This window comes from Acinetobacter sp. YH12145, from assembly GCF_013418335.1.
Lineage (GTDB): Bacteria > Pseudomonadota > Gammaproteobacteria > Pseudomonadales > Moraxellaceae > Acinetobacter > Acinetobacter amyesii.
The window spans coordinates 169,211-185,318 of record NZ_VPCE01000002.1 but is presented as its reverse complement, the minus strand read 5'-3'; the positions used below and the strand labels follow the sequence as shown (position 1 = coordinate 185,318).

The 16,108-nt window shown below is 42.5% G+C and carries 13 protein-coding genes; 2 read left to right on the top strand and 11 right to left on the bottom strand.

What is annotated here, in order from left to right; translation table 11 throughout:
- Positions 1–29: 29 nt before the first annotated feature.
- Positions 30–1,100 (bottom strand): uroporphyrinogen decarboxylase, encoded by a 1,071-nt coding sequence (hemE, locus tag FTU80_RS02090; protein ID WP_180083999.1) that lies wholly within the window; start codon positions 1,098–1,100, stop codon positions 30–32.
- A gap of 205 nt (positions 1,101–1,305) precedes the next feature.
- Here hemE and FTU80_RS02085 point away from each other — a divergent pair, with 205 nt between their 5' ends.
- Together FTU80_RS02085 and FTU80_RS02080 are read left to right on the top strand one after the other, a co-directional pair.
- Positions 1,306–2,526: a L,D-transpeptidase gene (locus tag FTU80_RS02085; RefSeq protein ID WP_111884592.1), complete on the top strand. Its 1,221-nt coding sequence runs from the start codon at positions 1,306–1,308 to the stop codon at positions 2,524–2,526.
- A gap of 191 nt (positions 2,527–2,717) precedes the next feature.
- Positions 2,718–3,413: a pirin-like bicupin family protein gene (locus FTU80_RS02080; protein WP_180035541.1), complete on the top strand. Its 696-nt coding sequence runs from the start codon at positions 2,718–2,720 to the stop codon at positions 3,411–3,413.
- A 948-nt stretch (positions 3,414–4,361) separates the two neighbouring features.
- Here FTU80_RS02080 and FTU80_RS02075 read toward each other — a convergent pair.
- The 10 genes from FTU80_RS02075 to FTU80_RS02030 form a co-directional block, all read right to left on the bottom strand.
- A complete protein-coding gene (locus FTU80_RS02075) occupies positions 4,362–5,561 on the bottom strand; it encodes a hypothetical protein (RefSeq protein WP_218948579.1) in 1,200 nt (399 codons plus the stop codon).
- A 103-nt stretch (positions 5,562–5,664) separates the two neighbouring features.
- Positions 5,665–7,095, bottom strand: coding sequence for an aspartate ammonia-lyase (locus FTU80_RS02070; protein WP_180083997.1), 1,431 nt, complete (start codon positions 7,093–7,095; stop codon positions 5,665–5,667).
- Between the two features lie 183 nt (positions 7,096–7,278).
- The gene (locus FTU80_RS02065; RefSeq protein WP_180083995.1) at positions 7,279–8,919 is read right to left on the bottom strand and encodes a thiamine pyrophosphate-binding protein; all 1,641 of its coding nucleotides are present in this window, start codon (positions 8,917–8,919) and stop codon (positions 7,279–7,281) included.
- Between the two features lie 50 nt (positions 8,920–8,969).
- Positions 8,970–10,436: an aldehyde dehydrogenase gene (locus FTU80_RS02060; RefSeq protein ID WP_180083993.1), complete on the bottom strand. Its 1,467-nt coding sequence runs from the start codon at positions 10,434–10,436 to the stop codon at positions 8,970–8,972.
- Positions 10,437–10,455: 19 nt separating this feature from the next.
- Positions 10,456–11,247: an aspartate dehydrogenase gene (locus FTU80_RS02055; RefSeq protein WP_180076850.1), complete on the bottom strand. Its 792-nt coding sequence runs from the start codon at positions 11,245–11,247 to the stop codon at positions 10,456–10,458.
- 9 nt (positions 11,248–11,256) lie between these two features.
- On the bottom strand, positions 11,257–12,051 hold the full coding sequence (locus FTU80_RS02050; RefSeq protein ID WP_180076849.1) for an SDR family oxidoreductase: 795 nt from the start codon (positions 12,049–12,051) through the stop codon (positions 11,257–11,259).
- 9 nt (positions 12,052–12,060) lie between these two features.
- Complete coding sequence (locus tag FTU80_RS02045) at positions 12,061–12,909, bottom strand: alpha/beta fold hydrolase (RefSeq protein ID WP_180083991.1); 849 nt, start codon at positions 12,907–12,909, stop codon at positions 12,061–12,063.
- A 17-nt stretch (positions 12,910–12,926) separates the two neighbouring features.
- Positions 12,927–13,448: a cupin domain-containing protein gene (locus FTU80_RS02040; RefSeq protein WP_180083989.1), complete on the bottom strand. Its 522-nt coding sequence runs from the start codon at positions 13,446–13,448 to the stop codon at positions 12,927–12,929.
- A 166-nt stretch (positions 13,449–13,614) separates the two neighbouring features.
- Positions 13,615–14,838, bottom strand: coding sequence for an MFS transporter (locus FTU80_RS02035; protein ID WP_180076846.1), 1,224 nt, complete (start codon positions 14,836–14,838; stop codon positions 13,615–13,617).
- Positions 14,839–14,879: 41 nt separating this feature from the next.
- Positions 14,880–16,088 (bottom strand): NAD(P)/FAD-dependent oxidoreductase, encoded by a 1,209-nt coding sequence (locus FTU80_RS02030; protein WP_180083987.1) that lies wholly within the window; start codon positions 16,086–16,088, stop codon positions 14,880–14,882.
- Between the last annotated feature and the right edge of the window lie 20 nt (positions 16,089–16,108).

Here is a 16,108-nt window from a genome sequence, read left to right as displayed (position 1 = left end):
TTGAATCCTAAACCTATTTCCTTGAAGCCTTATAAATACTTGGCACTATATTCGTGTACCGTATCAATAAAGGCTTTTGGATTGGCTGGATCTACCCACTGAGTAATACCATGACCTAAGTTCGCCACATAACCGGTTTTTTCACCGTTGGCATATGCATCATCTAACATGGCACGCGTCGCTTTCGCAATCGCTTCAGGCGAACCATATAATGTTGCTGGATCTAAGTTGCCTTGCAATGCTGCACGGCCTGCGACTGTTTGACGCGCCACATTTAATGGCGTAGTCCAATCTAAACCAAAGGCATCTGCACCCGTTGCAATCATTGGCTCTAACCATTGACCACCACCTTTGGTAAACAAAATCACAGGAACTTTGCGTCCATCTTTTTCACGCTGTAATCCTGCCACGATTTTTTGCATGTAGTTTAGTGAAAATTCAATGTATTCACGGTGTGCTAATGCCCCACCCCAACTATCAAAGATTTGTATGGCTTGCGCACCTGCATCAATCTGCGCATTAAGATATTCAGTCACCGCCACAGCCAAACGGTCTAATAAGGCATGCAGCACTTCAGGTTGTGCATACATCATTTGTTTCGTAAAACGAAAATCTTTGCTTGAACCACCTTCCACCATATAGGTTGCCAATGTCCAAGGACTGCCTGAGAAGCCAATCAAAGGAACTTGTCCGCCCAATGCTGAACGAATCGTAGTCACAGCATTCATGACATAATCTAAGTCAGATTTGGCATTAAACTTAGGTAAATTCAGTACATCTTGTTCGGTACGTACAGTTTTATGAAACTTCGGACCTTCACCTGCTTCAAAATACAGTCCCAAACCCAACGCATCAGGTACAGTCAAAATGTCTGAAAATAAAATGGCAGCGTCTAAGTCATAACGACGCAAAGGTTGTAAAGTAACTTCACAAGCAAATTCTGTATTTTTACAAAGGGATAGGAAATCACCTGCTTTGGCACGTGTTTCACGATACTCTGGTAAATAACGGCCAGCCTGACGCATCATCCAAACCGGAGTTGCATCTACCGGTTCACGTAATAAGGCACGCAAGAAACGATCATTTTTTAAGGTCGTCATTCACTTTCCCAACTTAATTCGATATTCGCATCATCATATCAAAAAGGTTGTAAATATAATAACTTCTCAAGCATTTAAAAACCGATCATGTTGAGTGCCAAAAATGATATTTACACAAAACAACTACTGCATCTCCACTTTTTTTCTGTAATACTTAGCCAGTTTTTAATACACAGTAAATGAATAATTCTTAAGGTTGAATTACATGTTCGTTCGCACCATGCTCGCACTGAGCCTAAGTTGCATATTTGCTGGTACAGCTATTGCCGCATCTACTGCTGAACAACCATTAACGCCAAAAAAAGTGACTAATGTTGCAGTTCAGGATCCCATTGATCCGTTAGCGACTGAAGCTTCATCTGCAACTAGCCAGATTAGCGCTCAAGAACAAGAAGATCTGAACCAAGCATCGCAAACTTTAGACAGCCTGCAACAATCAGAAGATGTCAAAGCCGACATCGGTGCTGCACCTGCTACAGCGACTGCTACAACTCCAACATCAACTTCGCCTGCTGCCAAAGTTGCTTGGGGTTTAAATGACCTAAATAATGCACAGTGGTATGACAACATTGGTAAAGGTCAGTTCCCTGTTTATGCACGTGCGCATGTCATGCTCAATAATGCACATGCTTCACCGGGTGCAATTGATGGTACCAGTGGTAAAAATACCCTAAAGGCGATCGCTTCATTCCAACAAATGAATGGGTTGAAACCCACAGGGACTTTAACTAAAGAAACTTGGGATGCGCTGATTGCGAAACAAGGTTCTAAACCTGCATTTATTGAATACACATTGACTGATGCAGACTTGAAAGGTCCTTATGCAGCATCGATTCCACACGACTATGCATTACAAGCAAAAATGAAAGGCTTGTATTACACTCGTGTGACTGAAATGTTGGGTGAAAAATTCCACATGGACGAAGACTTTTTGAAAAAGTTGAATCCAAAAGCGACATTTAAAAAAGTTGGTGAAAAAATCTTAGTAGCGAATATTCGTAACGAAGTTCCTGAAGATATTCACTTAATCGTTGCACATAAAGGCGCGAAACAACTTTACTTGTTTAATAGCCGCAACCAAATGATCGGTTCATTCCCGGCAACGATTGGTAGTTCAGATACACCATCGCCTACAGGTACATATAAAGTAACAGGTGTTGCACCAAACCCTTGGTACAGCTACTCACCGTCTAACTTTGTTCAAGGCAACAACAGAAAACCATTGTCTTTACCACCTGGTCCAAATGGTCCTGTTGGTAATATCTGGATTGGCTTGAGCAAGAAATCATTCGGTATTCACGGTACACCGAACCCATCTGCAATCTCTAAAACTGCGTCACACGGTTGTATTCGTTTGACCAACTGGGATGCAAATGACTTAGGTAAGAAAGTGAAATCTGGTGTGACTGTTAAATTCTTAGAATAATTTTAGTCATATTTAAAAAAGCCTGCTTCGTGCAGGCTTTTTTATAGTTGCGCCTTTATGCATAACAAAAGACTCAATCTTGGCTGAGCGTTGCAAAAATAGGATGAATTGTCGCTAAAAAACTATATATCCCGATTTAGTTCAATCTTAAAATAGGCACATGTTCAATAATTAAGATAAGGATGAATGCCATGAATGCTTTTTTACATCCAAGTGAAAACCGTGGTCACGTAAAAATGGGCTGGCTTGAGTCTAAACACAGCTTTTCTTTTGGTAACTGGTATGACCCGAAATACATGGGCGTTAGTGCGCTTCGTGTAATTAATGATGACTTAATTGCAGCCCATGAAGGTTTTGGTCAACACCCACATGACAACATGGAAATTTTGACCTGTGTGTTAAAAGGCACCATTACGCATAAAGACAGTATGGGTAATCATGGTGGGATTTCTGCTGGTGAATGGCAGCTGATGAGCGCGGGAACTGGTGTTCGTCACAGTGAAATGAACCAAGGTGATGAAGATGTTCATTTATTGCAAATTTGGATCATTCCAAACGAACGTGATGCTGAACCGACCTATCAACAAATTAAATGTGATCCACGTGATCAACCCAATCAATGGCATTTAATTGTCGGTCCAAATGACAATGCAGCTATGCATATTCGTCAGCAGGCGGAAGTTAAATCTGCATTTTTGACGAATGGTCAATCTTTAGACATCCATGCAACACAGCATATCAATTATATCCATGTTATTTCAGGTTCAGTTCAAATTGCTGAACATAAAGTTGAAGCTGGTGGTGCAATTGCCTTCTTAGAAGATAGCAAAATTGAAGCGCTTGAAGATGCTCAAGTGATTTGGTTTGATTTACCCGAAGTAAAATAATTAAAAGCCCTCAAATGTGAGGGCTTTTTTTTATGCCGCTTGGCTTAGGCGTTCACTGCGTTTATACAACCACATCAACACCAAAGTTGGAATGATAAATCCAGCAGCCAGCATGGCTATATGTTTTATTGGAAATGTGCATGGTGACATTAGTAGTACCAGTAAAGCGAAGAAACTGAGCTGCCAAGTTATGTTTTCACCTTTTTGAGCATGCTTTTTATATTCATAAGCCAATATATGGCAGCAAATCCAATGTCAAAGACCTAAGATCAAGTACCCCATTCCCCCATAAGTCTAAACCAAAGACAATTTTGCAAAAATATAAGTTCATATCTGCATAATACTGAAGGATATCGTCGAAAAATGCAGAAAACATGACAAGACTCTAATTGTCGCAATATGCTTATCTTTAGCCCCAAATATGTATTTTAAAGAATAAAGCAAATTACCTCCCTCACGAGAGAGTGATCCAAATCTATAAAAGTTAAATTAAAATATAAGTATGGAAATGTTTGAAGATTTGAATTTACTTGTAAAAGGCGAAATTACCCGTTTACCTTATAAAAATTAGTAACACAAAATGCCATTAAATCATCTGACCTTGCATACCAAAGCCTGAATAAAGTTTTTGCTATAGCCATGCTCTGCAATAGCAGCAAGCGATTATCGAGGAGATTTTGACAATTTTCTAAATTTTGATCTGCTTAGGACATGGTTTAACTAAGATAAACTGAGAGTTAAATGAACAGATGCTCAGTTAATTCATAAACGATTTTTTTTATTTTTAGTAAATCTTAAATTTAATACGCCATAGCCCTGATTTAATTTAAAACAAAGACATAAAATATGAAGATTAAATACATCTAAATGCATCTTAAGTGTTCCAATAAAAAAACCTCGATCAAAGCCATTTTGCTTTAACAGAGGTTTTAGCTTGTTGGATATCGATCAGAAGTTAAAGCCAATATTTAAATTGACGCGATACAGCCATTTATCGCTATTTTCAGATGTTGCTGAAGTAAAGCCTGTGCCATTGGTTGCCCCACCAATAATATTGGCATTTTTGCCCCAAGTATAATCTGCCCACACCATAAATGGTGTAGCGATAAACATTGCACCTGTGGTATTCATTTGCGAAGCTGACCAGTCACTGCGTTCTTTGTCTAAATAACTGTAGTCATTGTAAAAACGAATGGCTTTGAGTTTACCCATATTTTGAACAGGTAATGTATATGCCAAATTGACGCTTGAAACTGTACCTTCAGAGGCAATGAAATAGGCTGGTGTTAAACCATTTGCGCCCATCAAGGTCATGTCATTACTTACACCTTCAGGGTTTTCAGCATCATATTGATAATGAATCACCGAAGACTGTAAATTCCAACGTTGGTAGTTGCTGTTGGTATGAATCCCAGCGGCATAATAACTACCTTCATCGCGGGTCGTTTTGTTATGCAATTGTGCGGCAGATCCAGATATACCGACCTCGTGTTTCCCGATTTGATCATTACCGAATTTACGTACAATACGAGTATTCAGCTGATTGTGCTTTTCGTTTTGATAAGCAGCTTGAAAGGGTAAATGATTCTCTGAAAGATCATCATAAGTTGCAGATTCAGGTGAATAGCGTAAATTGGTTTCCAACATACGTGGGTAGTAACCAACTTTCACATCCCATTCAGGATTATTGTAATTCCAGTTAATCCCCGGCGCGATGTTGTTGCCATAGCCCAAGAAGAACGGGATATGATAGGTCCAACCATTTTGCGGATATGGATAAAGCGCAAATGGCTTATAGACAAAACCTGCTTCGATGCTGTTGTTTTTGTCTAGGTTATAACCCACATAGGCTTTTTCAATTGAGGTTTTTTCCTGATCTTGAATTAAATAGCTCGCATTCAAATAGGCATCACCTGATTTGCCTTTTAAGTCGATACGGAAAATATCAAAATCCAGTTTGCCTATGCCGCGTTTATCACTTGGCTCCCACTGTTCATAACGATGATTAAAACGTAAAGCTCCACCCAATTTAAACGATTGTGTGCCATCGTCGCTTTTCCACTCTAATGGATCCTCTTTGGCTTGAACGCTAGCGGCAGCTGCGCTCAAAGACAGCATCATCGCTGTTATCAATATGGTTTTATTCATCTCAAGCACCTGTCCTTATTTTGTTTTGCATGCAAAACTTTGTTTATTTCCATATTTAACTAAAAAAAATTTATTTAGCAGTCACTGCGAACTTCATTTGCAATTAAGCAATGTCTTGCAGCGGTGCTTCGAAGTTTCGAACTTCCGAGATTAAATTTTCAAAAGAAAAGACTTCTTTCAATTGCTCTTCCGTCATCAATCCCTGAGACAGCACCACTTCTTGAATGGTTTTGTTTTCAGCAATACATTGTTTACCAATGGCATCACAGCGGTCATGTCCAAGAATTGGATCAAGCAAAGTCACAATGCCAACACTACGCATGACCATGTCATAGGCTTGTTGTTCATTGACTTGAATGCCTGCAAAACATTTTTCATCCAAACTGCTGATGCCATGTTGAAGCAATTCAATCGATTCATTCAGTGACAACGCAATCACAGGTTCCATCACGTTCAACTGTAATTGTCCTGCTTCAGCTGCCATGCTGATGGTTAAATCATTACCCATGACTTTAAAGGCAATTTGATTAACCACTTCAGGAATCACTGGGTTCACTTTGGCGGGCATAATGGATGAACCTGCTTGCAATTCTGGTAAGCGAATTTCGGCCAGCCCAGTACGTGGACCTGAGCTGAGTAAACGCAAGTCGTTACAGATTTTTGATAGTTTGCATGCCAGACGTTTTAGGGTACTTGAAATCAGAATGAATACGCCGCAGTCACTGGTGGCTTCAACATAGTCTTCGGCGCCTTTGACTGGTAATCCAGTGAGTTCAGCTAAACGTGCCGTAATATGCTGCGCATAACCTTCAGGTGTATTCACCCCTGTACCAATTGCCGTTGCACCTAAGTTGATTTCCAATAAAAATTCACGCATTTTCTTAATCAAACGCATATCTTCATTCAGTAAAGTGGCAAAGGCTTGAAACTCTTGTCCCATGGTCATCGGAACCGCATCTTGCAACTGTGTACGGCCCATTTTCAACACATGTTTAAAATCAGCTACCTTCGCACGAATGGTTTGAATCAATTTATCCAGTGCTAAAAGCAGGTCTTCTATACGGTGATATAAACTGATCCGTAGTGCTGTTGGATAAACATCGTTGGTCGATTGGGATTTGTTGACGTGGTCATTCGGATGCAGAATCGAGTAACTCCCCTTTTGCTCCCCCAAGTATTCCAAACCAATATTGGCAATGACTTCATTACAGTTCATATTGACCGATGTACCTGCCCCACCTTGGTAACAGTCAATTGGAAATGACGCTGCCCATTGCTGTGGCTGTTCAATCAATTGATCAGCTGCATATTCAATGGCTTTAAGCTGTTGCTCACTGATTTTTTTATAATTAAAATTACTTTGTGCAGCTGCTTTTTTGACAAAGCCTAAAGCACGAATAAAATGCAGTGACTGTCCAACCGTTAAATGGGAAATTTTAAAATTTTCTAATGCACGTTGGGTATGAATGCCGTAATACGCACTAAATGGCACTTCTTTAGCACCCAGTAAATCATGCTCAATCCTTGTTTGCATATCCACTCACCTTGTTTTGCTCTACCTTAGTCTGCTGAACTCAGGTTTTATGTCCTTTGACTTTACATGTCGTCTGACTGTAACTCAGGTGCAATTCCCCTTCGGGGAAATTACACCGTTCAATTTCATTCACTTTTGTTTGATCAAAAGGGTTTTAGACTTTACTGATCCAATTCGGATGGATTAGTACAATTTCTTCTGTGGTGGACCCGCAAATTTCAATGGACCAATTGCGTTCATATCAAGCTCAATAACCGCTGGACCATTCAAATCAATGGCTTCTTTGATTGCAGTTTTAAACTCTTCCGCGCTCGCTACTTTCCAGCTCTTCACACCCATTGAATCACCAAGCAATTTGTAGTCTGGCGTATGCAGTTCGTTATAGTATTGACGACCGCCAAAGTAGTTATTTTGAATGCCACGCATGACGCCATAACCACCATCATTCATAATCATCAGCACCATATCGGTGTTTTCTTGCGCCATCGTCGCAATTTCACCAATACCCAGCATCAAGCCACCATCACCCACTAAGCCCACAACTTTTTTGTCTGGGTTAGCAATCGATGAACCAATGGCATGTGCAAGACCTAAGCCGATTGCACCAGCCAATGAGTGGATGTTTTTGTTCGGTGTTTGTACTGGGAACAAACGGCTGCCCCAAGTACTGCCTGACATGGTGATGTCACGAACAAAAATACCGTCTTCTGGTAATGCTGCACGTAAGTGATCACAAATTAATGCGTATTGATCCATTTGCGTACGTAGTGCATCTACCGCATGTTCACGCGCAGCCTTAACATCTGCATCATATGCAGCATCAATTTTGCTTAGGCCATTCAATGCGCTAATGACACGTGCAAAAGTATCTTTGGTATCTGCACATACAAATTGTGAAATCTTGTAGTTACGTTGCTGTGCAACTGGATTTGCATCAATTTGGATGATGTTTTCAGGGAATTCAACTGAGTAAGTCTTGGTTTCATTACTGCGTAAACGTGAGCCTGCAACAATCAATAAGTCCGCTTCTTTCATCAGTTTTTCAACGGCTGCAGAGTTATGGAATGCACGTAAGCTACGTGGATGATCATCTGCCAATACACCGCGTGCATGCGTAGATGAAACAACTGGAATACCTAAGTCAGCCAGCGCTTTCACTTCTGCAACTGCATTTAACGTACCGCCACCAATCCACAGTAATGGACGTTTCGCCTTTTTCAATGCATCTGCAATCATGTTAATTTCAGCATTTTCCGCTTGCGGCAGTTGCATGGCTTTTACTGGGCCAAGATTGGCTGGCAAATCAATTTCAGCCGCTTGCACATCAATTGGAATTTCTACACTGACTGGCCCCATAGGCACAGTCGTCGCAACGCGAATCGCTTCACGAATAACACCAACAGCATTGTCTGGGCTGGTAATACGAAAAGCCGCTTTGCTTGATGCTTTTAAGAAAGTCAGTTGATCTTTAGTTTCATGAATAAAGCTTGCATCGCGATCTAAATATTCACGTTCCACTTGACCTGTTAAATGCAACACTGGACTGCCTGCATTCATTGCTTCAATCAGTGAACCCACAGCATTACCTGCACCAGCACCAGTACTGGTCAAAGCTACACCTAAACCTTTAAAGCGTGCATGTGCGTCTGCCATAGTGACAGAACCTGCTTCACCACGCGCTGCGACAAAGCGCATTTTTTCACGGCGGCCTACGGCATCTGCAATAGGCAAGTTGTGAATAGAAATCACGCCATACATGCTGTCTACATTATGCTGTTCTAAAACTCGAGCGATTGCTTCGCCTACATTTACACGTTCAGTCATTGTTCTTTCCTTAAATTCTTGAATTTTTGATTACTAATTTTTTGAGTCTGCTAGTCCGACCATGGATTGGCTTGCTCGTTTAAACCTAGATAAATACTTTTTTGCTGCATATAAGACAGGATACCGAGACGGCCTTTTTCACGGCCAATTCCACTGTCTTTAAAACCACCAAAAGGTGCGCTGATGGAGAATTTTTTATAGGTGTTAATCCACACCGTACCGACTTCCAGCAAACGGGCAATTTTCCATGCTTTACGGTAGCTTTCTGTCCAAATCCCTGCCGCTAAACCAAAACAGCTATCGTTGGCTTGCTCGAATAAATCTTTTTCATTGTCGTATGGCATAACGACCAACACAGGGCCAAAAATTTCTTCTTGGCAGGTTTGCGCGCTGTTGCTCAAACCCGTGATGATCGTCGGTTTGTAGAAACTGCCTTTGGCAAATTCACCTTCAGTGATCGCTTCACCACCCGTAACAACCGTACCGCCTTCAGCTTTGGCTAATTCCACATACCGATGCACAGATTCCAAATGCTTTTGGTTAATAAGTGAACCCATATGTACATTTGGCTGTTCAGGATGGCCCACGCGTAAACCTTCAGTGATTTCCACTAATCGCTTTAAAAATTCGTCATAAATGGAAGCGTGAATAAACAAACGCGAACCCGCAATACACGCCTGACCTGCTGAACTGAAAATACCGTAAGCAATACCTTTGGCTGCAATTTCAATATCTGCATCTGGCAGTACAATTGTTGGCGATTTTCCGCCTAACTCTAAAGACGTGGTAATCAGCTTTTCAGCAGCAATATGCGCCAAGTGACGGCCAGTAGATGTACCGCCCGTAAAAGAAATTTTGCGTACTAAAGGATGTTGGGCAATAGCATCACCAATCACTGAGCCGCGTCCAACCAACACACTCAAAATGCCTTTTGGTAAGCCTGCTTCTTCAAAGATTTTTGCCAACTCCAAAGCAATTAATGATGTCGCTTCAGCTGGTTTTAAAATCACCGCGTTACCTGCTGCAATAGCGGGTGCCAATTTTTGCACTTCACTGGCAATTGGAGAGTTCCAAGGGGTAATCGCTGCCACCACACCTACAGGTTCATACACACTCATGGTCAAAAAGTCAGATGCACGCTGCGTGGTCAATTCTTCATTAAAAGTTTCACAAGCTGCGGCATTAAAGCGCGCCGTTGCTGCTGCACTCATCACCAAAGCACGTGTTTCGGCTAAAGGCTTCCCGTTGTCACGAGTTTGCAATTTAGATAATTCATCTGCGCGGGCTTCAATAATATCGGCGACACGGTACAAAATTTTTGCGCGCTCATGCGGCAAAGAATTGCGCCACGCTGGCTTACGCCAAGCTTGATCAGCCTTTGTAATCGCTTCTTCAACATCGTCCAACGTTGCGGTAGAAATTTCCGCATTGACTGAATTGTCTGCTGGAAAAACACTTTGAATCACGTTGCCGCGGCCTAAACGCCATTCACCTGCAATATAAATTTCTTTAACCATGGCACTCACCAAATTCCTTTTAAATCTGAATCGCATCTACGCTGTTGCGGCATGCACGGATCACGCTCAATGCTGCCAATGTTGATGTTTTGGGATTGCTCTCCAAAGGCACACCAATCATTTCAATACTCATTTGACCAAACCGCCCTTGGGCAATAATGGTATGTTTGTTTTGGTTAATATGTGGATCGACCGTTAGCTCAACCATGGTTTCATCCATGCCGATACCCGCCAATGCAATGGTGGCAGCCACGTTGGCATTGGCTGGAAAATGCAATGCCGCTTCACGCGCAGTACCGGTATAAAAAACGGTGGCTTCAGTCACTTGATCTAAATCAATGAGCTTTTCTGCATAACTGCCACGCCAACTGTTTGGACTTTTGCAGCCTTTATAAGTGACCTTTTCCAATCCACCTTCTTTGGCCGCTGAAATGCCGTCAATTCCTGCAATCGCACCTGCCAGTAAATGAATGTGTGCACCCGAATGTTCAGCGGTATTTTGCAACTCTTCAAAGAAAGCGCTGTCAGCCAAAGTGCCCACAGAGATCAGGCCAATGTTCCAGCCTTTTGCTAAAACTTTCGTGGCATGTTCTTTCACCGCAGCTTGGCCTGCCACTTCAATCACATAGTCGGGCGTGCCATCACAATCGTCGATATCGGAAATGACCTGCACATCTGCGGCAAGCGCGTCCTGTACACTGGCAATACTGCGCTCTGGTACCACCACCCATTTCAATTTAAGGTCTTTGGGCAAATGGCTGCGAACCTCATTGGCCATTGCGCCAAAACCAATCATCATCAGCTGTTTCATATGCCCACCTTATAAATGCTTGTTAAAGCCGCCAGAAACATCGATTGCGGAACCTGTGGTATATGACGCCATTGGCGATGCCAAGAAAACCAAAGCGCGCGCGGGCTCTTCAGGTTTGCCTAATCTCTCCATTGGAATACCTCGTTTTTTAGCGATATTGCCAATCCATTCTTCCCACGTTTGATTTTGATCAGAACGGGCTGCAAAACGGCGTTTCCACTGTGCAGATTCCACCATGCCCAATAGGATTGAGTTGACACGAATACCGTATTGAGAAAATTCATGCGCCAATGAATGGGTTAAATTCAACAATGCTGCACGTGCAGATGAGGTCGCTATCATGTGCGGTTCAGGCTGCAACGCTAGTAATGAATTGACATTGGTAATCGATGCACACTCTGACTGCTGCAATGCCGGCAAAAATGCGCGGATAGGATGCAGCACACTGAAATATTTTAATTCAACTTCTTTCAGCCAATCTTCATCCGCAGTATTTTCGAAGTTTGAAACACGACCTTGGCCTGCGTTATTAATTAAAATATCCACGCCACCAAATTCTTTTTGAACTTGATCTGCAAATTTTTTCACATCAACTTTATCTAAAACGTTGCAAGTTGAGGTAAAGACTTTGGCATTTGGGTACCGTGATAAAACCTGTGCTTTTGACTCATTCAAACGCTGTTCGTCACGACCACACCAAGCAACTTGTGCGCCTTCGGCTACCAAAAGCTCAACCGTTGCCAAGCCAATACCAGACGAGCCACCGGTGACTACTGCTTTTTTGCCTTCTAATTGGAAGCTCATTTTCCTATCTCACATCCGTGCGTCATGTAGCGACAATAAAATTTGGTTAAATTGCGCTGCTTGATCCAAATAACTCAAGTGGCCTGCAGCGGCAATTTCGTAGCATGGATTCAACTGAAACTGATCCGCCAATGCTTGAATATCCTGTGGAGGCGTTATGCCATCCGCCATGCCTTTAATCACATGAATATTGTACTGTTCTGGGTTTAAATAACTTTGAATCGCGTCATAGGCCAAAAGATACGATGCATCAGTAAAGCCTTCTAATTGAATGTTTTGCATCACTGTTTCAATCAGCGCTAATGCCTCTGCTGAAGCATTAGCAACCAAATGCGGCCCACGTGATTGCGCCATGCCTGATGCGCCTAAGGTCTGCAGCATTTTTGGACGCTTTTCAAAGACATCTTGCTGCTTTTGTGCATCACTACCTTTATAACCCTGCGCTGCATTGGCAAGGACCACTGCATCTACCATGTCTGGATAGCGTGCATTAAAGGCTGCTGCCTGCATTGCACCTAAAGAATGACCGACCAAAATCATTTTGTTTTGATCCGGAGCTGATCCTAAGTTCAGGCCTAATGCAGTCAACATGCCTTTTAAACGCTGTGCATAATCTTCTGCATTCGGCTGTTCTGCAGCTAAAGGATCTGACTGGCCATAACCCGGTGCATCCCATGCAATCACATGAAAATGATGACTCAAATCTTGCAACTGCTTGACCCATGAACCTGAACCCGAACTGATGCCATGCAGCAAGACCAGAACTTTGCCTGCGCCTGCCTCACGGTAAGATTGCTGTACACCGTCAAACTGAACGGTTTTTAATTCAAACTGTGCCAATTGCTCAACTAAAGTCATCTCTTTTCTTCCTAAAATTAACGCTTGATTTGAGACAGAGGGTGTTCAGGCGGATAGTTCGGAATCGTCGGCTTGCCAGTACCTAGCATTACGCACATTAGGGCATCTTCACTTCCTGGGTTAAATAAGCCGCGGTAAATCCCCGGTGGAATTGAAATCAAGTCACGTTCTTTTAAGCGGGTTGAAAACTTCTGACCTTCATGTTCAATAAACAAATCAATTTCACCGCGCAGCATAAAGAACACTTCTTCCACATCGTGATGGATATGCAGTGGGCCTTCACATTGCGGTGGCAAGACCATAGTTGAAAAGGTAAAGTTTTCTGCAGGCACCGTATTTCCATCATTTGCTACGCCTGTTGCACCTGTCCCCATATAACGCATTTGCGCACGACGGTATTTCGGGTCGTAATCTGCTTGAAATTTGAGTGCATCATAATCGTATTGACGCGTTTCAAAGCGAGCGATGCGTCCGCCAATCCATTCTTCTAATGTTTGACCTTCAGGCTGTTTCCAAGATTCAAATTGCTGTACAGACATGATTCTCTCCTTATTTCAGCTCACTGCGATTTCATAAAAGTGGAGCTGGATCTGATCTAAATTGTTCTTACCGTCAGCACCAGTTGCTTTAAGCGTCATGACGGTTATGTATATCGGTTAAATAAAAGTAAGGGCTAATTTCTTGGCTTTAACTTTGGCTCAAGCCTTAATAACGTTTCAGCAATGGCGCGAGGAAGAAGGAACCGATCACGGCGACTGCTGCCAAGAAGGTAATGCCAATATTGAAACTACCGGTTTGCATTACGATCGCTCCAATTAATACCGGTGCCGCTGCACTGGCAAAGTTACCAAGACCATTGAAAATACCGCCTGCTGTTGCGCCTACATCTGCTGTAGTAATACGTGCTAACAGTGCAAATACTGCTGCTACACCGAAGCCCCATGCCATAGCACTTAGAGACATCGCTAGAATCACCATCACAGGATCAGTTGCAATCACCATGGCATACATGAATATCCCTGCAATCAGTAAGCCACCGCTCACTTGAATCGCACGTTTGCCCATTTTGTCCGAAAGGAATGCACCAGCGACTTCACCCACTAACATCGCAATGAATGGAAGACTTGAGTAGGCACCGAATTCTTTTAAGTTAAAGCCTTTGTCTTGAATTAAGTACGAAGGCACCCAGCTGTTTAAACCCCAGAGGTAAGTCATCAATGCAATGTTAAAGATGCACAGTAACCAGAATGAACCGTTGCTTAGCAAAGTCTTGGTATGCGCCACATGGGTACGGAAATTTACGCGTTTACCAACACCTTCCAAATCCACTGTGCGTTTCAACTGTAGGTTACGTAGGCCATACACAATCAGTATCAATACAATGAAGGTCAATGCCCCCATAACAAAGAACGTGGTGTGCCAGTCATAGTGCGCCAAAACAAATGCAGTAATCGGAAAGCCTAGGAATGCGCCAATGGGAGTTCCGAGGAGGAACATTGTCGAAGCACGCGCTTGCTGACGGTCGGTATAGGTTTGCTTCACAATGGTATAAGCCAAAGCAAACAATGGGCCTTCTGCTAAACCGAGCAGAACGCGCAGCGTCATCATCGTAGAATAATCTGTGGTGAAACCCATCAAAAACATCAATAGGCCCCAAGAGGTCACACTCCAAAACAGCATTTTTTTAGGACAGAAAATATCGCCTAAAAAGCTCAGGAACATTGACGAAAAACCGTAAGCCAGCAAAAAGCTCGTCATCAGCCAGCCTAGTTTTGCCTTGTCCTGTGCAATGCCCATCGCATTTTGGAAGGTTGCATCTGAAAACAAGACTGCAATACTGATTTTGTCAAAGAAAGCCAGTACCACGCAGATCATTAAAATGATCGCAGGGGTCCAATGCTTTAATCCTGTTTTTGCATCATTATCCATGGGTAAATCCTTTCATTCATGGGCTAATATTTTTTAAACGCTTATTTCAATTTCATTAAATTAAAGTGTGGATCTTGCAATTGAGCTGGATCCAATTCGCGCTGGCTGGCCATCCATCGTTTTGCCAGTTTGATTAATTTTGAATCATTCACTGCGATCATATTCAGCAGCTGTTGATTTGCATCTAAATAGAAAAAACTAATTTGCGTTTCTGTAGTTTTACGAATCACCACCTGATGAGTTTTTTCAGGCTGATAAGTCCCTAAAATCTGAATGTTGCATTGATACTGATCTGACCATAACCACGGAATATCCTGATAGGCTGTCATCTCACCCAACATTGATTTTGCTGCAGAAATAGCCTGATTTTGCGCATTCGCCCAAGACTGAATGCAGTAACCGAGTGATGGATGAATCGCAACATCACCTGCAGCATAGATGTCTACATCTGAGGTTTGTCCATATTCATTGACCACAATGCCGTCTTTCACATCGAGCTCGGCGAGTGCAGCCAGTTCTTTTGCAATTTCTGCACCTGCACCGACCACCACACAATCAAACTGTTTTAATTTAATGTCTGCATCAAACACTTCAACATGATGATCTGCTGTTTCGATCAGATGCAATTTGGTCGCATTTAAATGAATCGCTGTACCATTGCTTTCATGCAACTGCTTGAGAAAATCAGAAACTTCTGGGCTGACACTGCGTGCGCAAAGGCGTGAACCGTATTCAAAAATTTCAACCTGCTTGCCCTGCTTACGCGCAGTTGCAGCAATTTCTAGACCAATCCAGCCACCGCCAATCACGGCAATATGTTCTGCAGATTTAAATTTTTCTGTTAGCTTTTGGCAGTCTTGAATATCACGCATGGTGTAAACATTATGCATGCTCGACCACGCTGAAACAGGAATACGCGCTCGGCTGCCCGTCGCAATTAGTAATTTGTCATAAGGCAAAACTTTGCCGCTTTCCAAATGAACGGTTTTATCCGCTTTATCCAGTTTGACCGCATGATCTGGCTTATGCCAAGTCACTGAAAAATCATTCACCTGCTCATGAGAAAACAGATTCAAGCTTTCTACTTCTGCTTCTTGTGACAGCACTTGCTTTGACAATGGCGGACGTTCATAGAACACCTGCTCTTCATTTGAAACTACGTGAATTTCACCGTCAAAGCCTTGACTACGTAAAGTATGTACTGCCCATCCTGCGGCTTGGCCTGCACCGACAATCACTATTCTGTTCATGCTGATCTCCTTATCACCAT